The sequence below is a fragment of the Geitlerinema sp. PCC 9228 genome (assembly GCF_001870905.1).
In the GTDB taxonomy this organism is placed as follows: domain Bacteria; phylum Cyanobacteriota; class Cyanobacteriia; order Cyanobacteriales; family PCC-9228; genus PCC-9228.
Window position 1 is genome coordinate 30,501 of record NZ_LNDC01000073.1, and the last position, 18,691, is coordinate 49,191.

General features: G+C 49.0%; 17 protein-coding genes. 8 read left to right on the forward strand and 9 right to left on the reverse strand.

Annotation, left to right across the window (positions count from 1 at the left end; all coding sequences use genetic code 11):
• Nucleotides 1–26: 26 nt before the first annotated feature.
• Complete coding sequence (locus AS151_RS05715) at nt 27–1,370, reverse strand: hypothetical protein (protein ID WP_139240526.1); 1,344 nt, start codon at nt 1,368–1,370, stop codon at nt 27–29.
• Between the two features lie 165 nt (nt 1,371–1,535).
• Between AS151_RS05715 and AS151_RS05720 the strand changes: the two genes are divergently transcribed.
• From AS151_RS05720 to AS151_RS21365, 3 genes are all read left to right on the forward strand, one after another.
• A complete protein-coding gene (locus AS151_RS05720; protein WP_071516087.1) occupies nt 1,536–1,952 on the forward strand; it encodes a universal stress protein in 417 nt (138 codons plus the stop codon).
• A 72-nt stretch (nt 1,953–2,024) separates the two neighbouring features.
• Complete coding sequence (gene ylqF, locus AS151_RS05725; RefSeq protein WP_071516088.1) at nt 2,025–2,888, forward strand: ribosome biogenesis GTPase YlqF; 864 nt, start codon at nt 2,025–2,027, stop codon at nt 2,886–2,888.
• 232 nt (nt 2,889–3,120) lie between these two features.
• The gene (locus tag AS151_RS21365; protein WP_139240527.1) at nt 3,121–3,318 is read left to right on the forward strand and encodes a transposase; all 198 of its coding nucleotides are present in this window, start codon (nt 3,121–3,123) and stop codon (nt 3,316–3,318) included.
• 279 nt (nt 3,319–3,597) lie between these two features.
• On the opposite strand, the gene AS151_RS05735 is transcribed toward AS151_RS21365, so the two are convergent.
• The 4 genes from AS151_RS05735 to AS151_RS05750 all read right to left on the reverse strand — a co-directional run bounded on the left by AS151_RS05735 (nt 3,598) and on the right by AS151_RS05750 (nt 8,466).
• On the reverse strand, nt 3,598–5,691 hold the full coding sequence (locus tag AS151_RS05735; protein WP_071516090.1) for an ABC transporter ATP-binding protein: 2,094 nt from the start codon (nt 5,689–5,691) through the stop codon (nt 3,598–3,600).
• Nucleotides 5,692–5,768: 77 nt separating this feature from the next.
• A complete protein-coding gene (locus AS151_RS05740; protein WP_071516091.1) occupies nt 5,769–6,989 on the reverse strand; it encodes a glycosyltransferase in 1,221 nt (406 codons plus the stop codon).
• Complete coding sequence (locus AS151_RS05745; protein ID WP_071516092.1) at nt 6,986–8,182, reverse strand: glycosyltransferase family 4 protein; 1,197 nt, start codon at nt 8,180–8,182, stop codon at nt 6,986–6,988. The genes AS151_RS05740 and AS151_RS05745 overlap by 4 nt, the downstream gene beginning before the upstream one ends.
• Nucleotides 8,183–8,253: 71 nt before the next feature.
• The gene (locus AS151_RS05750) at nt 8,254–8,466 is read right to left on the reverse strand and encodes a hypothetical protein (RefSeq protein ID WP_071516093.1); all 213 of its coding nucleotides are present in this window, start codon (nt 8,464–8,466) and stop codon (nt 8,254–8,256) included.
• 173 nt (nt 8,467–8,639) lie between these two features.
• Here AS151_RS05750 and hisH point away from each other — a divergent pair, with 173 nt between their 5' ends.
• A complete protein-coding gene (gene hisH, locus AS151_RS05755) occupies nt 8,640–9,293 on the forward strand; it encodes an imidazole glycerol phosphate synthase subunit HisH (protein WP_071516094.1) in 654 nt (217 codons plus the stop codon).
• 81 nt (nt 9,294–9,374) lie between these two features.
• On the opposite strand, the gene AS151_RS05760 is transcribed toward hisH, so the two are convergent.
• On the reverse strand, nt 9,375–9,563 hold the full coding sequence (locus AS151_RS05760; RefSeq protein WP_139240528.1) for a hypothetical protein: 189 nt from the start codon (nt 9,561–9,563) through the stop codon (nt 9,375–9,377).
• A 683-nt stretch (nt 9,564–10,246) separates the two neighbouring features.
• Between AS151_RS05760 and AS151_RS05770 the strand changes: the two genes are divergently transcribed.
• Complete coding sequence (locus tag AS151_RS05770; protein ID WP_211517539.1) at nt 10,247–11,314, forward strand: hypothetical protein; 1,068 nt, start codon at nt 10,247–10,249, stop codon at nt 11,312–11,314.
• Nucleotides 11,315–11,321: 7 nt separating this feature from the next.
• On the opposite strand, the gene AS151_RS05775 is transcribed toward AS151_RS05770, so the two are convergent.
• The gene (locus AS151_RS05775; protein WP_084639427.1) at nt 11,322–12,680 is read right to left on the reverse strand and encodes an LCP family protein; all 1,359 of its coding nucleotides are present in this window, start codon (nt 12,678–12,680) and stop codon (nt 11,322–11,324) included.
• 107 nt (nt 12,681–12,787) lie between these two features.
• Between AS151_RS05775 and AS151_RS05780 the strand changes: the two genes are divergently transcribed.
• The 3 genes from AS151_RS05780 (at nt 12,788) to AS151_RS05790 (ending at nt 15,131) form a co-directional block, all read left to right on the forward strand.
• A complete protein-coding gene (locus AS151_RS05780) occupies nt 12,788–13,846 on the forward strand; it encodes a sugar phosphate nucleotidyltransferase (RefSeq protein ID WP_071516096.1) in 1,059 nt (352 codons plus the stop codon).
• A gap of 91 nt (nt 13,847–13,937) precedes the next feature.
• Nucleotides 13,938–14,486 carry a photosystem II reaction center PsbP gene (gene psbP, locus AS151_RS05785; protein WP_071516097.1) on the forward strand — a complete coding sequence of 183 codons (549 nt, stop codon included), beginning with the start codon at nt 13,938–13,940 and terminating at the stop codon, nt 14,484–14,486.
• 45 nt (nt 14,487–14,531) lie between these two features.
• Nucleotides 14,532–15,131, forward strand: coding sequence for a nucleoside triphosphate pyrophosphatase (locus tag AS151_RS05790; RefSeq protein ID WP_071516098.1), 600 nt, complete (start codon nt 14,532–14,534; stop codon nt 15,129–15,131).
• Here AS151_RS05790 and AS151_RS05795 read toward each other — a convergent pair.
• Together AS151_RS05795 and AS151_RS05805 are read right to left on the reverse strand one after the other, a co-directional pair.
• Nucleotides 15,128–16,060, reverse strand: coding sequence for an alpha/beta fold hydrolase (locus AS151_RS05795; protein WP_071516099.1), 933 nt, complete (start codon nt 16,058–16,060; stop codon nt 15,128–15,130). The two genes, AS151_RS05790 and AS151_RS05795, sit on opposite strands and share 4 nt — an antisense overlap.
• Nucleotides 16,061–16,259: 199 nt before the next feature.
• Nucleotides 16,260–17,696, reverse strand: coding sequence for an MFS transporter (locus tag AS151_RS05805; RefSeq protein WP_071516101.1), 1,437 nt, complete (start codon nt 17,694–17,696; stop codon nt 16,260–16,262).
• Nucleotides 17,697–18,691: the final 995 nt, after the last annotated feature.

Here is an 18,691-nt window from a genome sequence, read left to right on the forward strand (position 1 = left end):
AACTCGTCAGTTGTCCGTTCGATCGCTTACCAATCATCCTCTCGATCGGATTTTTTAGAAGGGGTTTCCCAATCATCTTCCCAATTGTCTTGCTGGATATCTCGAGTATCTTGGGGTTTTTGATTTTTTGGGGGATTTGACTGGTTTGGGGAAACAATTTTTTGCACGAAACGCTTTGCCAACCCTGCTGGTTTGGATGGGGGTGGCTCTTGGGAAGGTTCCGCAGAGGGAGAAGAACCGGGAAACCCTGTTTGCCAACCTTCGGTTTCGTCTTCGGGCAAATCATCGGTTGGGGATTCTTCCAACCGACGGGATGCGGTTGTTTCTGTTTCCCGATTTTCTATTTCCAGTTCTGCCAAACTTTCTTCCCAGGAAACGGCTTCGGTGGGGGGTTCTTGTGGAGTAGATTCTCTGGTAGCACGATCGCGAGAATCTTCCGAACTGGCAGCAACTTCTGCTTCTGCTGCCGGTGGCGATTCCGATGGCGATTCTACAGGCACTTGGTCTGTTGCGGTTTCTGGAACAGAAGTGGTTTCCGGTTCGCTGTCGGTTTGGTGGTCTTCGGTTTCTGGGATAGAGGTGGTTTCCGGATCGGTGTAAGTATAGGAATACACCGAACCCGACCGGTATTGTTGCACGGGTTGGCGGTAGCGTTCGTAGGTTTTGCCAGGGGCAACTTCGCTGGTTTTTCCTGGATCGCCGGTGTCTGCCGGTTCGTTTTCTGGTTTGATTTCCTGCTTCCAGTCTTCAAAGAATTCTTCCCCCAGCCATTCTGTTGTTTCGCTGGCAAGTTCCTTGTCTTCCTCGCCTGCCACAGATGACTCGTCAGTGGGGTTGCTACCTGTGGTTTGTAGTTGCTGATTTCGCGGTTTGCCCCGGTCGGTGGCGGTGGCTTCCACGTTAATGGGGGTATCTTGGGGTTCTTCCCAATCATCCCAGGGAGCGGGTTCGTCGAGTTCGTCGAATTCTTTTGGTTGGTTTTCCATAGATCGTTGTGTGGCTGGTTGTCGGTCGCGTTTGCTAGAGGCGGCAGCTTTTCGTTTGGCAGTCTTTTTGCGAGGGCGTTGCTTGGGTGTAGATGTAGGTTCTGGAGATTTTTCTGAGGCAGGAGAAACCCGACGCCCAGACCGCCACAACCCACCCAATGCTAGAGAAGTAACAAATCCCGCGATCGCGCCCAACAACAACCAAGCTGCCAGGGGCAACGCTGGCAAGTTCGCGCCCACAAAGACCAAAGAAATTGTGGGCGTAGCATTTTGTAGGAAAAATACGATTCCCAAACCTAATAGTATTAGGATAAAAATAGGAGCAAAACGGCGATCGCGCATAATCAAGTGGCAAATAGGGACTGCCAACCAACGGTTGGGCAAAGCGTTCTATGCACCATTGTAGAAGATAGCGAAAAGGACAGCGCTCCCACCGTAGTTTCCCCCCAGCAATCGCCGAAACGTACAGTTTTTGCTCCCCGTGCTCGATCCCGAAGCAACTAGTATAGGATTGAATTTAGGACGAAGTTGGAAGCTGCTAGAGGCTTTATGTTTAAAAACATCTTATTTCCCATAGACCAAAGTCGAGAAGCTCGCGAAGCAGCCAACATGGTAACCCAGTTGGTGAACACCTTTAACAGCGAACTACACATCCTCTCGGTGGTAGAAACCACTTCCAACGAAGAACCCCCCGCCAGTGGCGACAGCAGCATGACTTCTGAAAAAGAAGTCAACGAACTGCTCCAAAATGCCAAAGATATGTTTTCCCAAGTCGGCATTGAAGCCAAAATCATCGAACGGGAGGGCAAACCGGCTTTTGTCATTTGCGATGTCGCCGATGAAATCGAAGCCGACTTAATTGTCATGGGCAGTCGCGGCGGTGGCATTGTCGAACCGGAAACTTCCGAAAGTGTTAGCACCCGGGTAATTAGTTTTTCCCCTTGCCCGGTATTGGTGATTCCCTAAAAATCGCCATGCCCAGGAAATCCTGGCAAAAGGTGCGTTTCTAGCAGCAAAACCTTTCGGTGAGGTATATCCATGACACCCAAAATTCAATGGTATCCCGGTCACATTGCCAAGGCGGAAAAAGCCCTGCGCGAACAGTTGAAATTGGTGGATGTGGTTTTGGAAGTACGGGATGCGCGCATTCCCCTAGCCACCCACCACCGCGACGTGCCCCAGTGGAGCGGCGATAAAGCCCGGATTTTGGTGGTCAATCGCGTGGATGCCATTTCCCCACCCCAACGCGATCGCTGGCAAAAATGGTTTGCCAGTCAAGGAGAAAAACCTTACTTTACCAATGCCCAACAGGGAAAAGGGGTAGCAGGGGTTGCCAAAGCTGCCCAAGCCTGTGGCCAGGAGGTTAACAAGAAACGCACCCGGCGGGGTATGCGCCCTCGCGCCGTCAGAGCGGTGGTGGTGGGCTTTCCCAATGTGGGCAAATCCGCTTTAATCAATCGTTTGTTGCGGCGGCGGGCGGTAGCCAGTGCCAGACGCCCCGGTGTGACCCGCCAGTTACAATGGGTACGCCTATCTGATAAATTGGAACTTTTGGATGCCCCTGGGGTGATTCCCGCCCAGCTAGCCGACCAAGAGCAAGCTTTGAAACTGGCGATTTGCGACGATATTGGCACGGCAGCCTACGATAACCAACGGGTGGCGGCGGAATTGGTAGAGCTGCTGAAAAATTTCCCCAACGAGGAAAAAGACGCATCCATGGCAGCTTTGCGCGATCGCTATCACATAGATCCGGAACCCGTCAGCGGGGAAATGTTTTTGTATCAATTCGCCGAACATCGCCACCAGGGGGATGGGGAACGAGCAGCGGTAGCTCTGCTCAACGACTTTCGCCAAGGCAAACTTGGGAAATGTTGTCTGGAATATCCCCCATTTGACCGATAATGGCAGGTTTCAAGCCCCGTGCTTCTAGCACGATCTTATTTGCTTCTTTTTTTCCTTCCTCGGAAATTTTTTCGGGAAGAAAAAATGGTGAACGACAGACTTGAAGGAAGTTTCAGAACCTTCTTAAGAATTTTGGCCTCGAGCATGAAACAGCCCTAGCTTCCCGAGGGCTTTGTGGTTAAACAGGTACAAATTCTAAAAAGAGCGAGCGGGTACTATATTATTTTATCCGGTGCCAGCTGATGTAGAGGTTCCCCAACCATCTATAACTGGTGCTGAGCTACGCCGAAGCAGCGGTCATGCCATCGGATTGGATGTGGGGTTGGAAAGCCATTTGGCTACCAGCGAGGGTGGATTGATTGACAACCCACGATTGTTCGTGAAGGCTTCTGGCAAGCTGAAATGGCTGCAACCAAAGCTCAACCCGTAGAAAAAGGGTTCCAGGCGTTGGCACTTGATTCAACATCGCATTGCCAAATTATAAGAACATATAACCAAATCTCGAAAAAACTTTTTCTTGAAGTGGGCTCACCATTTGTGCAACCAAATCGAGGTGTCGCAAGTACCTCCGGAGAGGGGGAAAAAGGCTTGTCGAGGGTCCCTGTTACCGGGGATGGACTAGTTCATAGCGAATCTCTTCACAGGCACACTCAATGAAACGAGAATCTCACGAATTCTCTTGGTGAGAGTGTCAAGAATAGCCATGCACCTACGACGCCGACGAATTTTCTGAGGTTGGGGAAGGATGGCTGCTGGCACCATCGGCGTTGATTTCGGTGACTTCGCTACTACTGCTGGCTTGGCGGGCATCGTTTTCCATGGTTTCTAAGGTATGGAGCAACCTGACAGAAGCTTCGTAGGCACTTTCAATGAGTTCGTGGCGCTCTTCGGAGGTATCCACCACGTCATCCACCAATAGATTGAGAAAGCCAATGGTGGGATTTAAGCGCGATCGCACTTCGTAGGAAAACTGGATAATCGATTGATTGCGCGCATTTTGGACCAGGTGTTGCGTCGTGCTGCTAAACTGCATGGCATACAAGTGCGCGTAGTGACCGTCTTTTGCCAACAGTTCCCGGTGGCTGCCGAGTTCTACCACTTTCCCCCGCTCCAAGACCGCAATTTGGTCGGCATTTTGAATGGTGGAGAGGCGGTGAGCAATGACCAAGGTGGTGCGTTCTTTGCTCAAATCTTCCAATGCGGATTGCACCAAGCGTTCGGAAACGGTATCCAACGCGGAAGTGGCTTCGTCGAGAACTAAAATTTCCGGGTCTTGCAAAATCGCACGGGCAATGGCAATGCGCTGGCGCTGACCCCCCGAAAGCAAAACCCCGCGATCGCCGAGGGGGGTTTCAAATCCCTGGGGCAGATCGAGAATAAACTCGTAGGCATTGGCACGTTTGGCAGCTTGAATAATATCGTCATCCGTGGCATCTGGGGCAGCGTAGGCAATATTGTTTCTAACAGAATCGTTAAACAAGAACGTATCTTGACTAACAATGCCCATCGACCGCCGTAGCGATCGCAAATCGTATTCGCGAATATCGCGCCCGTCAATTAAAATCCGTCCTTCCGTCACGTCATAGAACCTAGGCACCAAATCGGCAATGGTTGACTTACCAGCCCCCGAACCACCAACCAACGCCAGAGTCGTTCCCCGAGGCAAGAAAAGATTGATATCCTGCAATACCATGCGTTCGTAGCCGGGATAGTGAAAGCCAACCCCCTCAAAACGAATCCCTTCCTGCAACTTCTGCACCGGCAAATAACCGTTCGACATAAACTGTTTGTTATCCCGGTTCAACAAATCCGCGATCAAATCCACGCTAGCCGATAAATTGGCAAACTGACTGCGATTGCTATTTAACTGACCGATAAACGGTAGCATCCGAAACAAAAAGACCAAAAAGTTCAACAGAACGGCAGAAATCGCTTCCACTTGGGTGCTCAGGAAAAACTCTCCCAACAAAACAATAACGAGAATCATCAAAACACCAGAAAACTCGTTCATGGGACCAATAATGGCCGAATTCACCTGGGATTTAAACTGAGCCGTTTGCCGTTCTGTCATTAAGTAATCAACTTTTTTATATTCCTTATCTTCGTTTGCCCGGGACTTGACTAAGCGAATTCCATTAATCATCTCATGCAAAGCAGCAGAAGAATCCCGGGACATATCAGAAAGGATTTTACCAAAATATTTGGCTCGTTTGACAAAATATTGGTTGATCAGCCAAACCAGGGGTAGAAGAATTGTGGCAATTAAGGTCAGCTGCCAAGAAATGGCGAGCAAAGCGATAATAAATACAAAAATTGTAAATATATTCTTTGTAAACGTAGCGGCTGTATTGATAGAACTGCCCGTTCTTTGAACTTGAACGCCCAACCGGTTGACCAAATCGCCAACACGCATTTTGACGAAAAAGTCCAGATCCACATCCATCAAAATTCTCAAAGACTTCCGGCGAATATCTTGGACCAGAAATCGTGTTAGCAATGCCGAACTGTAAGCGCTAGCATATTGAGTAGCGTTCTTGCCAAAAATGGCCCCAATCACTGCAAAGGTCATCAACGGAATGCGCCATTCCTCAGGAAACCCATCAAATAAAGAGGTAAAAACTCGTAAAATCGGGGGTGCTCCTTCGATGTTCATATCCTGACCGAGAAAAGCCATAATCAAGGGAATGACTAAGAAGGTGCTGACCCCGTTGAAGATTGCACTAGACAATCCCAATACAACCGTTAAAATAAGTAATATTGGATAGCGCTGTGCAAATTGTAAAAGCAATCGATTGGATGACATAAACCCCAAATTTTGAACGGTATGTAGTTAGAACGAGCTTTTTGTACTAGCCATTGATTGCCCATGCTAGTATACTATCAGCCTTTGCCATGGTTGCCTTTTGCGGCTACTTGCGTGACGACCTCACTGAGAATGTCAGCCATCGCCTCCAAGCTATAGGAACGTACGCAACGCTCTCTGGCTTGCCGGCCGCGATCGCTTGCTGCTTCCCAATTCTGGAAAATCTCTTGAATCCCCCGAGCCAGCTGCGGTGGCGAGTGGGGGTCCACCAAATACCCAGTATTTTCCAAAATTTGCGGAATGTCCCCTACCCGGGTTGCCAAAATGGGTTTGGCCATAGCCATGCCGTCTGTGAGCTTCAAAGGAAATTGCGCTCGCGTCGCCTCGGTATCCCGTTGGGGAACAACAATCACGTGAGCGGCAGCCACCACGGCTGGCATTTTTGCCACTGGTTGCGGTGCAATTTTCACAATCCAACGACTCCAGTTTGTCATGAGATAGCGGTCGTAGTCATCGTAAGGACTGCCCCCGACAATGGCCAACCGCAAATCTGGTTCGTCAAGGATATCCAAAGCTTGTAACACATCTTCAACTCCTTTGTAAGGACGGGGTGCTCCAGGAAACATCAACACCCGATAGTCCGACAATCCCAACTGGCGGCGGCACTCTGGTGCATTATAGCCATCGGGGGCAAAATGTACCGTGTCTTTGCCTTGGGGGAGGTAAATACCACCAAAACGCTTTTGCAAAAACTGATTGTGGGTGGTGACCGCATCCGCTTGAGAAACCCATTTTTCCGTCCATTTTAAATATAGGGGATGGTGGGGATTGCGCAAAGCACCATTGGGTTTCAAAATATCCCGTGCTAGTTGTTTCCAACTGGGATGATACTGCCAAGCATCTCCACCATGCCAGCTCAATTCCCAATCGTCTATATCCAACAGCACCGGACGTCTGGTCAATTGCTTGCGTAGCAGGGCAATTCCCAAACTCGTCGGCTTGAGTTTGTAAGCATACAAAATATCACCGTCCAATCGCGACCACAATTGGGAAGCAGGGCGTAAAAAGCCAGGATATTGCTCGCCGGTAAAGGTCACCAGGGGAATATCGCTGCTGAGGGTAGGATTTTCTTCCCCAAACACAAAACCAACGATTTCTACTTCAAAGCCAGCCTTTTGCAAAGCTCGACCGAGGAGAAACGGACGCACGGCATCTCCCCAGCGACCCGCACCGCGTACGGATAGATCGCTTACGCAAATGGAAATCTTGCTCGGGAGGGAACGGGAAAATGGTTTCACGATTCGTATTTTTGAAATAAGTTCGCCAAAACCTGCTCGACGGCATCCCAGCTGTAATGTTCGATACATTTTTCCCTGGCTTTGGCCGCTTTTTCTTGACCCATTTCCGGACGGTCGAGCAAATCTTCAATGGTGGCGGCTAGCTGCGGGGGATTTTCCGGGGGGACTACCCAGCCAACGTCTTGCAAGATTTCTGGAATGTCGGAAACAGCGGTGGAGATAACGGGTTTGGCCATGGCCATGGCTTCCAAAACTTTGATGGGAACTTGCCCTTTGGTGGAAAAGTTATCCCTTTGCGGTACCACCACCATATCAGACATGGCTAAAAATTCTGGGACGAGATCGAAGGGTTGCAGACCAAAGGAAATAAAGCGATCGCCTAAGGTTTTCTGAGCTTTCTTGGTTACCTTTTGCCCATAGCCACTATCGCCATTACCCACCAAAGCAAGTACCAAATCGCGGCGTTTTTCTAGCAATGCAACGGCTTGGATGAGGTCTTCGATGCCTTTATGCGACTGGGGGGTACCGCAAAAAATCACTACTTTCCGATCTGCAGCAATACCAAATTTTTCTTTCAGGGTATCTGGTGGGAAATAGTTATCTGGGGAAAATAACGCCGTATCCACAGCATGGCGAACGATTGTACCGTTGAATTTTTTGGCTAAAAATCGATTGGATACGGTGACAAAATCGGCATATCCCAGAAGTTTTTCCCCCAAGTAGTTGTTAACATAGGAACTGGTTTTATAAAATTCTCCCACCGATTGGGTTAACTCTTTGACCTTTTTGGGTAAGGCAAGGGATTGGTATCGCTGCCGCCGAAATCCCATTTGCCAGTCGTCTAAATCGGCTATAACAGGGCGCTGGCTGGTTCTTTTGAGCCACAGTCCCACCCCCAAGGTGGTGAGCAAAGGTTTGCTGGCGTAGAGAATATCGCCGTCAATGGCCTCTGCCAGCTGCCGAAATCTCCGCCCCAGTTTGACCATTTGACCGGCAGATACATCGCTGATGTCGATGAGTTTGTAAGGCATGTTTTGATCCTGCGCCACGGGGGGCCAAATTTCCGGTTTCAGGGATAAACCCACCAGTTCTACGGGATATCGCCGCTGGAGAATTTTGGCAAATAAATAGGCACGACTCAGACAATTACCATACTTGCAGGACAGATCGGGAATCAAAATCGAGATTTTCATAAAAAATGCCCAATATCGTCGATAGACCGGCAACCGCGGGGATGGCAACCATTTCTACTTTAGCTAGAAATTTATTGTTCTACAATTTTGAGCTGTCCGGTTTGCAAGCGATCGAAAACCCGATTGATTTGTGTACTTTCTTCGCTGGTTATAGGTGCGTTGCTCAGCATCGCATAGGTCAGCTGGAAATGCTGCTGGTAAGTAATTTGTCCGGAAGACAGAATTTTTTCGGTTAGAGGAATTAGATTGGTATTTGGCGATCGCAGCAGTTCGGCTCTACTCATAAGTCGCTATTTTTATAACATTCAGTTTAAAAGCTACTTGGTAGATTTCCAGTTGGATGCACCCGAAGCATAGCTATTTTAGCTTACCAGAGCCCAGGCAAAGCGATAAAATTGCAGCCAAGGGTTGGTAGGCTTCGGGATATAATCAAGGGACGGTACGCCAGAGGTGAGTTATGTCCACGATCGCAGTTGTAGACTACGATATGGGAAACCTACACTCGGTTCGCAAAGGGTTGGAAAAAGCACAAGGAAATCCGGAAATAACCGACCGAGCCGAGGTGATTTTGAATGCTGATGCTGTCGTTCTGCCAGGAGTGGGTGCTTTCGATCCAGCTATGCAACATTTACGCGAGCGTGGACTCATCGATCCCCTCAAGGAAGCGATCGCTAGTGGCAAACCTTTCTTAGGGATTTGTTTGGGATTGCAGTTGCTGTTTGAAGGCAGTGAAGAAGGTCAGGAAGCGGGTTTGGGTATCGTTCGCGGAAAAGTGCGTCGCTTTCGCAGCGAGCCGGATTTAACCATTCCCCACATGGGATGGAACCAACTGGATTTTACCCAACCCCACTTGGTTTTGTGGGACACTTTGCCTCCTGCCACTTGGGTGTATTTCGTGCATTCCTACTATGTAGACCCAAGCGATTCTCAGGTAACGGCAGCGACGGTTACCCACGGCAGCCAAACCGTTACCGCGGCGATCGCACAAAACAATGTCATGGCGGTGCAGTTCCACCCGGAAAAATCTTCCTCCAGCGGCTTGCAAATTCTATCCAATTTCGTTCGCTCGGTATATCAAAAGGCACCAGCAGTTTCCCCATCGAACTGCTAGCCAAAAGAAAAGTCAGAGCTGGGGAAGTTGCTGTTCCCCCACTCTGACTTGGAGCAGTTGTTACAAATTTTTGGGGAGGGGTTACTGGCGTTGCCGAGAGACAAACTTCTCGAAATTGGCCTGGGTTTGCTGGAGAAGTTCTTCTCGACTATCTGCGGCTTGCGTTAGCGTCGGTACGAGATTGCGAGCTTGTAGGGTCATGTGAAGCTGCAGATGAGCTACGTAATCTCGAATGTCTTCGCGGGTGTTTTGAGATTGGGAACTCAGCAAGGCGTGTTCTCCTTCCTTACAATAAAATTGCCAATTTGCCGAAATAATTGCTCGTGGATAGGTCGGTGTAGGGATCCCCCTAACTAGGACGCTATCCAGCTAGGTTGGTTATGTCTACTAGTTTGCAATGAAGATTGCGGCTTTGGGCCATATTTTTAAGAAACTTCATAAAATAATTTCAAACTATCTTTACGATAAAGGCTGGTTATCTAGCGATCGCGATCGCCTGCAAGGAATTGCAGCCATAACTTTTATACAGGAGGGATTTTTGTATGGGGGGTTCGCGATCCCCCATACCAGGGAAATCAAGAAGTTCTGAAAAATCATGATTTTTCAGAAATGGTATAAATACTTCAATATTTTTCGTTAAGACAAACGCTCCTATGAAGAAGTAAATACTCTATAACCATCTATATATGGCAAAGCTAGGTAACGTTTTATTTATGTATATATACGAGCGCCGAATGATACCTTGCCCCTTAGCGATCCAGAGATTAAAATTGTAAGTGATAACACTGAGACTATATACGAGATTTCCGATCGGATTTATAGAACGCCAGGGAATATTGGGATATTTCCAAATGGAAGTAACGTATAAACACGGAGACAATACCAGGATTCCTTGCAGCCTAACCGTATATATTTTCAGGATCGCGTACAAATGAAATGAGGAAATCATAGCCATGGTATCAGCAAGTTGTTCTCTTTCGATTCTGGCAGCACGCACCGATCTGCCATTTCTCATGCAGACAGTTCCTCATATTGTCAGAGGATGCAATTTTCAGTTTCGCGATCGCCTGTTAGCCGTAGACACAGCACCTTTGTCGGGAGATAAAGTCAACCGTCCCGGCATTGGCACCCTGGATGAATTGCATCAATGCTGCCACCAGTTAAAAGATGCGGGAGTGGTAGACCGAGTTGTGGATATTGACTACTCCGAAAGCTATCGCAAAAAAGTTTATCGCAAGCATTTTGGCTTTCCCATTCGCAACAGCCACAATCACAAAGGCTATCCTATCCTAGGGACCATCTTTTCCATTGAAAATCCCCAAACTGACTATCTCGTACACTTTGACAGCGACATGCTGCTGCACTCAGAACCTGACTATAGTTGGGTGGAAGCAGGAATCAAACTATTACAACAAAATCCAGATGTCATAGCCGTAAGACCCCTAACCGGACCCCCCACCTCTGACGGCAGCATCCACCAACGAGTAGCCTACGAATACGATCCGAATGGCTTTTATCGGTTTAAATTTTTCAGCAGCCGCGTTTATCTAATTGACTGCAAGCGATTCGAGAAATTGCTGCCACTGCCAGCCCTCTGGCGTTCTTATAACCAAAAAATCCTCAATCGACTGCCCAATGGTATAAAGACCATATTAAACTACTTGACCAACAAAGGGCAATTAGACTCTTGGGAAGTCATGGTTTCGCGACGCCTGGAGGAAACCCACTACGTACGAGCTACCATGGAATCCCCACAAGCTTGGACAATTCATCCCAAAGACCGCAATCCGGAATTTCTAGAAGCCTTACCCGATATAATTAAATATATAGAAGCAGGATGGTACCCCATGGCACAAGCCGGTTATTACGATTTGGACCTCAAATCTTGGTTGCCAATTCCCGCTGGTGCCGCGGAAGCAGAGCAAAAAGATAAAAATTGGAAACCCATCTGGCTTCGCACTCCTATCAAATACCAAGCTTACCCCAAAATTCAAACTGTCGAAACCGAACCCAAAAACTAGCGATCGCTTATTTTGCTGATTCTGCCATCATTTCCACCCAATCTTCGCCGAGGCGAATGGTAAAATCCGAATCCAACTCCCCTGTAGACATCACCGCAATCTCCCCAAATCCCAACAATTCCTGCAACGCCTTCGCTCCTTCCAAATATCCCTTTTGAACGATAATTTGAGTTTGAAACTGGCGGTCTTGCCAGGAGTCCAATACGTAAGTATCGGTAAATCCTTGAGATTGTAAGTAATCGACCATCTTTTGGGTTGCCTGGGGATGGTTCGTGGTATTTTGCACCGCAATTTGCAAACTAGCTGGGTCGCGGTTCGTTTGTAAGTAGCGTTGGCGTTGGCGGCTCAGTTGTGGCGGTTCTACCTGAAAATATTTTTGCACAATGCGATCGCGCGCCACTCGATCGGGCAGCCAGTAGCCACGCCGACCAAACTCTCCAGGTAGCATCACCATCCGAAAATCGCGACGATCCACATCCAAAGCAAACTTCACCAACGCCACCATTTCCTGCCACACCAAATCCGTATCCACATACTTCTGCATCACCCGCACCACCTGCGGCAAGCGAGGAATCATCGCCGGGTCGTTCAAACGTTTTCGCAATCCCAGCAACAACATTTGCTGCCGCTGTACGCGACCGATATCCCCCAAATTCCCCTGGCGAAAGCGAGCAAACTGTTCCGCCTTCTCGCCATCCAGCGTCTGCCATCCCGGCAGCAGCTCAATGGTTAGCTGTTGGGTTTTATCCTCATAGGTCATCTTTTGGGGAACGTACACCTCCACCCCTCCCAACAAATCCACCAACTCCCGCAAAGCACCCGTACTCACCCTCACGTAGCGATGGATGGGAACATCGTGTAGCAACTGCTGTACCGCCGCCACCATCATTTTCTCACCGCCAAAATAGTTCGCTTGATTTACCGTATCCACATCCGCATCTGGCAAACGGACTTTTGTATCCCGAGGAATCGAAAGCAAATTGATGGTTTGATTTGCTGGGTCAAAACGCACCAGCAACACCGTATCGCTGCGACCGCCAAAACGATTGGACCGGGAATCTTCTCCTGTAGCGGCTACCGGATCCACACCGACCACCAAAATATTCACCGGTTGGGAAAGTCGGTATTGCCAGCTAGATGGCAATAGGGGAGAAAGTTGGTCTGCAGGGGTGGCAAATGGGGAATTTGGCTGGAAAGAAGAAGAGACAAGCAACTCCGGCAGCCACAACCCCACCACAGCACCGCCAATGCCGCTGAGAACCGCAGTTAGCAAAAAAGCCATTCCCCAAAATAATTTCCCTCGCCACCGGGAAAAGGACGTGGAGGGATCTACCGATGCCTCTGTGGTTTTGCTTTCTACTGGCATAGAGAATAGATTCGTGCGATCGCGGCAAAATGTATAGATCTACCAGAATTTCTAGAAATCGAGTTATTTTGGGGTGGAAGTTAGCAAAAATTAAACCATCGTTTCCTATGCCATCTTTGATTCCCGTTATCCTCGCTGGTGGAAAAGGCGAACGTTTTTGGCCCGTCAGCCGCCAACACCGTCCCAAACAGTTTTTATCCCTCGACGGCAGCGGTACGAGTTTGCTGCAAGCCACTGCCAATCGCCTGTTGCCTTTGGCGGGTGGTTGGCAAAACTTGTGGGTGGTCACCTCGGAAATGGTGGCCGATGGCATTCGCGAACAGCTCCCCCACCTGCCGGATAGCAATATCTTGGTGGAACCCGACCGCCGGGATACTGCTGCTGCCGTAGCCTGGACGGCAGTGGAAATCGACCGCCGCTACGGGGGAAATACTGTGGTGGGATTTTTCCCGGCAGACCACTGGATTGATGATGTTGCTTCTTTTCAAGATACCTTACAAGCAGCCAGCCAACACGCTACCAACCAAAATGCGATCGCGACGTTAGGGGTCAAACCCAGCTATCCCGCCACTGGCTACGGCTACATCGAACAGGGAGAAGCCACAGAAACCGTTTCTGGATATCCTATCTATCGGGTCAATCGCTTTACGGAAAAACCCGACCGCCAACGGGCCACTGAATTGATCGAAACCGGTCGTTACAGTTGGAACAGCGGGATTTTTGTGTTTCGCGTGGAAGTCGTCCTACAACAGTTGCGAACCTACGTTCCCGATATTATCAACCCCCTGCTTCGAGAAGGAGTGGCCGCCTACTCGCAACTGCCAAAAACCAGCTTTGATTATGCCTTGATGGAGCAAACCCAACTGGCTACGGTTTTGCCGGTTTCCTTTGGTTGGGATGATTTGGGAGATTGGAATGCATTGGCACGCTTGCAGTCCGGTCAAGACAAGAATGTAGAACTGGCCCAGCATCGGGGATTGGATTCTCAAGGCAATATTTTCTTTGCGACCGACGAAAATGAGATTGTGGTTACTTTGGGGTTGGAAGATACGATTGTGGTTCGCGATGGCAACGTGACGTTGGTGGCGAGAAAAGACCGTTCCCAAGATCTTAAAAAATTGCTGCAGCAGCTACAGGAGGACCCCAACGATCGGGATTTGCTTTAGTTTCTAGCCATTGCCTATTAACGGCGTGGCAGCTTGCCGATAGGATAGACAAAGATACAAAGATACTTTGGAATTGATTTGGGATAAATGTATGTGGAGACGACTTGTTGCCATTTGCCTGTTGTTGGTTTCTTTCAGCGTAACTGCTTGTTCCACTTCCCCAACTGGCGAACTCAAAAGTTATGTGGATTCTCGTTCGGGATATGAGTTTCTCTATCCCAATGGTTGGATTCCGGTGGAGGTAAGTGGCAACGGACCCGATTTGGTGATGCGGGATTTAATCGAACGTTCGGAAAATTTAAGCGTGGTGATTGGGGATATTCCCGAGGGAGAAAGCTTGCAGGATTTGGGAACACCTACGGAAGTGGGACAAAATATTGCCAAGACTGCGATTTCCAATGCCACGGCCAACCGCCAAGCGGAGTTGGTAAGTGTGGGGTCGAAGGAGACGCCGGAACATACTTACTATTTGTTGGAGTATAAGGTGGATTTTAGCGATCGCGAATCCCGTCACAATTTGGCTAGCGTGGCGGTCAGTCGCGGCAAGCTATTTACGTTTAATATTTCTACTCCCGAGAGGCGTTGGAAAAAAATGCAGGATAAGTTCCAAGCGGTGGTCAATTCTTTTTCGGTATACTAAGTTAGAAACCTACACGGTTTCCATGGCTACACTGGCAAAGAACGAATGACTCTTCCTCAATTTGTGCTGGCTTCCGCATCGCCAGCGAGAAAGCGTTTGTTACAAACCATTGGCATCGACCCCATCGTTCGTCCCAGCGATTTTGATGAATCCACCATTTCCCAAGAACATCCAGACTTGTTGGTGGAACAATTGGCGAAATGCAAGGCGGAGAAAGTCGCTACAGATTTTGCCGATGCCATTGTTACTGGATGCGATTCGGTGTTGGTGATTCGCGGCGAAATTCAGGGAAAACCGGCGAATACAGAAGAAGCGATCGCTCGTTGGCAGCAAATGCGGGGGTCTACAGGATTTCTCTATACCGGTCATGCCACCGTCGATACCCGCCAGCAAAAAACCCTGGTCCGCCATCAGATTACTCAGGTAACCTTTGCCAACGTAAGCGATCGTCAAATCGAAGCATATGTCGCCACCGGCGAACCGTTAAAATGTGCCGGTAGTTTTGCTTTGGAAGGCAAAGGTGGGTTGTTTGTGGAGAAAATTGCCGGCTGCCATACCAACGTCATTGGGTTGAGTTTGCCGTTGCTGCGGGAGATGCTACAAGAACTTGGCTACGATCCCACCGATTACTGGCAATCTGCCTAAAAGCAATAGTCCGAAGGACCGGTGCGGTAGGCACCATCGCTATGGCTGGCAATCCACTCGGCTAAAATCGGATTGACCAACTCCGGTGCCTCATCCTGGGGACAGTGTCCCATCCCTTCCACAGGCACAAACCGTTCTACCGTATCAAACGTTGCCAATTCTCTTCCCATATCCACAGGTTCCCAAGGATCCGCCGTTCCCCAAATAACCATCGCCGGACAAGGCAATTTCGGCAGCAAATCCTCCGGCAACGGTCCTTGGGAATAGCGCGTAAAAGCCAAAAACACATCCGCCGCTTCTGGTTCCCTAGCCGGCTTCATAATTAAATCCACCAACTCATCGGTCACCGCTTCCGGTCTTTGATACGCCTGCAGCAAAATTTTGCGTACCGACTTGGGTTGAGCCACCTGTCGGTAAAACCATCTCCCAAACCAGCGTACTGACAGCAATTGTTGCATAATCTGGGCACCCACCCGGCGTCCCCAGGAAATATTTTGTTGGCGGCGTTCGTGCAGCAGTCGCAGAGAACAATTGATTAAAGCCACCCCCAAAACCATATCGCGATTGTCCACCGCCGCTTGCATGGCAGCGATACAGCCAATGGAGTTACCAACCAAAAAGGCCGGTCCCCCCACCACTTCCCGACAAAAATCGCCAATTTGCTGTCCCCAGGTTTCAAAGGTATAGCTGATTTCATTGCTGGGAGTGGGTTTCGCAGAACCGCCAAAACCTAATAAATCGATGGCGTAAACCCGACAGTGGGTCGCCAATTCGGGAAGGTTTTTCCGCCAGTGTCCGCAAGAGGCACCAAAACCGTGAACCAGCACCACCGCCGGACCGTTGTCTCCCTGGCTTTGGTAGCAAATGGGATAGCCACGCCAAAGCCACTGTTGGGTGGTTGTGATTGTAAAAAAAGAAGTTTCTGTCATGAGGAAAATGAAGGAGGGACAGGAGACGGGGAACGAAAGTCTATTGAATAGATTGGCCCATCCGAAACCTGCCACCTTCAAAGGACAAATGACGAATAAGCGAACGTTCGTTCGCCTTTACTTAATATTCTGTAACAAGACGCGCGGAAATGCTATGTTTTTGTTCAAATTTTTTGATGGATGCGAGTAGGGTTTGCGACTACGGTTGGGATTGGCTGGTTGTTTGGTCTTGATTTTGCAGTCGCAATAAAATTTCTTCGTGTTTTTCTTTGGTAATGGGATAAAAATAGGCAAGCACCATGCCAGCAATCAAACAGAGGGTAGGAACCGGTCCGATAGCCAAGCGAATCACCAACAAAGCTGAATCCGGCTGTTGTACGGAGGCAGCATCAACGGCCGTCCCTTCAACATACCCCGCCAAATCCAATGCTTGTCCCACCAGAAACAATCCCAACGCCAATCCCATTTTTTGCAAGACCACCATAAAGGCATAAAAGACACCTTCCCGTCGCTGGCCAGTATTGAGTTCGTCTAGTTCGATGACATCCGGCAACATGGACCAAGGAATTAAATAGGCTGTAGAAACCCCCAGACCAGCCATGACGGCTAGCATGTACATCAGAAAAACCTGGCCTGGTTGCAGGAAAAACAACCCTCCCTGTGCTATCACCCACATAGCAATTCCCATATAGTAAACTGTTTTTTTCCCCAATTTGCGGCTGAGGGGACTCCAAACCGAAAGCATGACCATAGCCGTTCCTTGCACCGTCACTGCCACCGTGTAAAAACTCGTATCGGACAATCCCATCCAGCTATTGACATAGTATTTTAAGGTCGTAGCGGTAATTTGTACGGCCAGCCAGGAAAACAAATAAATCCCTATGACAAAGAGAAAAGGACGGTTGGTAAAGGCAATTTGCAGCTGTTTTTTGAGGGGAATGGAAGTAGGTTGTTCCGCTGGTTGGTGGGTAGCCTGCATTTGGTCGGCTCTAGCTTTGGTACCCCAAACGCACCAGTAGAGGGGGATAATAGAAAAAAGACCAAAAGCAGCTCCAATGGTAAAGTATCGCTGTTGGGGATCTTCAATGAGCCGGGAAATGCCAGCAGCTACCAACAAAGATAAAATACTGCCGCCGATGGAAAAGGTGAAGCGAAAGCGATTGAGATTGGTGCGTTCGTTATAATCGCGCGTTAGTTCTGGAGTGAGTGCGGTATAGGGAAGATTAACAGCGGTGTAAGCAAGATTGAACAGGATGCCCACAATGAGATAGTACCAGAATAAAGCTGTGGCACTGCCGAATTGGGGAACCAGCCACTGCAAGAAAAAGAAAATGGCAAAAGGAAAGGCACCAAAAAGTATCCAAGGATATCGCCTTCCCCAGCGGCTGCGAGTGCGATCGCTTAAAATACCGATAATGGGGTCGTTTACCGCATCGGAAACCTTTCCCACCATTAAAACACTACCTGCCCAAGCGGCTGGCAAACCCGCCACATCCGTTAAAAAAGGGAGCAGCAAAAAAACCTGCAAATTTGCTGTTAAAGCCGGAGACAAATCCCCAGCGCCAAAAGCCAGTTTGGTCCAGAAAGAAAGTTCGCCAGGTTTGGGAGTTGGCGTAGGAAAAGCATCTTGGGTCATTAGTATCTCTATACAGGAAAAGAACCATTGACACTCTCACGAATAGAATTCGTAAGATTCTCGCTTCATTGGGGGTGCCTGTGAAGAGATTCGCGAAGAGAGTTACTCCATCGCCGGCCACAGGAACCCTCGACGAGCATTTTTCCGCCCTGTCCGGACGTACTTGCGACACCTCAATTCAAGACCACTTGTGCTGCTGCCACCACGTCTCGATGGGTTTAATAGCCGCAGTGGAGCAGAAATGAGTTCTTTGAGAAAGCGGCTTTTCGCTTTTCCCCCTATGGACACCACAATGGGGACAAATTTGACTGGTTTGTTTGGCCTCTACTTTGGCCAAGTATTTACCGCCCTTCAAACAGACCCAAGACAAAATGGACTTGTGCTGAGCTACGCCGAAGCATAGAAACTCGCCCCAAGTCGCATCGAGACAGAATTTCGCTAGCCGACTTCGCCCAAGAACTTTCAAATTCAGGCCCTCGGCAAAAATGCTGTCAGCTTGGTTGCACAAATGGTGAGCCCACTTCAAGCAAAAGTCTTTGCGAGCTAATGTGAGGTGTTCGTACAATTGGGCGATGCGATGTTGAATCAAGTGCCAACGTCTGGAATCCTTTTTCTACAGGTTGAACTTTTGTTGCAGCCATTTTAGCTCGCCAGAAGCCTTCAAGAACAATCGTGGGTTGTCAATCAATTCACCATCGCTGGTAGCCAAATAGCTCATTTTACCCACATCCAATCCGATGGCATGACCGCTGCTTCGGCGTAGCTCAGCACAAGTTATAGGTGGTTGGGGAACATCGAATCCGCTGGCATCGGATCAAATGATATAGTACCCGCTCGCTCTTTTCAAGTGAAACTAAGCCAGGCAGTTGCCCACCCGACTCGTCTTCACAACCGGACTTGATACTTTCGCATCATCCGGGGACTCAACAACTTGGCTCTTGTCATGAGTACCAAGACTACCATCATTGGCAGTTTTTGCATCGTGGCAATGTTTG

What these genes read in the sequence shown, in the direction of transcription:
- AS151_RS05775 (WP_084639427.1), bottom strand. Translation starts at nt 12,680, where the DNA reads ATGCCAGTAGAAAGCAAAACCACAGAGGCATCGGTAGATCCCTCCACG.
- AS151_RS05750 (WP_071516093.1), bottom strand. Translation starts at nt 8,466, where the DNA reads ATGAGTAGAGCCGAACTGCTGCGATCGCCAAATACCAATCTAATTCCT.
- AS151_RS05805 (WP_071516101.1), bottom strand. Translation starts at nt 17,696, where the DNA reads ATGACCCAAGATGCTTTTCCTACGCCAACTCCCAAACCTGGCGAACTT.
- AS151_RS05745 (WP_071516092.1), bottom strand. Translation starts at nt 8,182, where the DNA reads ATGAAAATCTCGATTTTGATTCCCGATCTGTCCTGCAAGTATGGTAAT.
- AS151_RS05770 (WP_211517539.1), top strand. Translation starts at nt 10,247, where the DNA reads ATGGTATCAGCAAGTTGTTCTCTTTCGATTCTGGCAGCACGCACCGAT.
- AS151_RS05780 (WP_071516096.1), top strand. Translation starts at nt 12,788, where the DNA reads ATGCCATCTTTGATTCCCGTTATCCTCGCTGGTGGAAAAGGCGAACGT.
- AS151_RS05790 (WP_071516098.1), top strand. Translation starts at nt 14,532, where the DNA reads ATGACTCTTCCTCAATTTGTGCTGGCTTCCGCATCGCCAGCGAGAAAG.
- ylqF (WP_071516088.1), top strand. Translation starts at nt 2,025, where the DNA reads ATGACACCCAAAATTCAATGGTATCCCGGTCACATTGCCAAGGCGGAA.
- psbP (WP_071516097.1), top strand. Translation starts at nt 13,938, where the DNA reads ATGTGGAGACGACTTGTTGCCATTTGCCTGTTGTTGGTTTCTTTCAGC.
- AS151_RS05735 (WP_071516090.1), bottom strand. Translation starts at nt 5,691, where the DNA reads ATGTCATCCAATCGATTGCTTTTACAATTTGCACAGCGCTATCCAATA.
- AS151_RS05720 (WP_071516087.1), top strand. Translation starts at nt 1,536, where the DNA reads ATGTTTAAAAACATCTTATTTCCCATAGACCAAAGTCGAGAAGCTCGC.
- hisH (WP_071516094.1), top strand. Translation starts at nt 8,640, where the DNA reads ATGTCCACGATCGCAGTTGTAGACTACGATATGGGAAACCTACACTCG.
- AS151_RS05795 (WP_071516099.1), bottom strand. Translation starts at nt 16,060, where the DNA reads ATGACAGAAACTTCTTTTTTTACAATCACAACCACCCAACAGTGGCTT.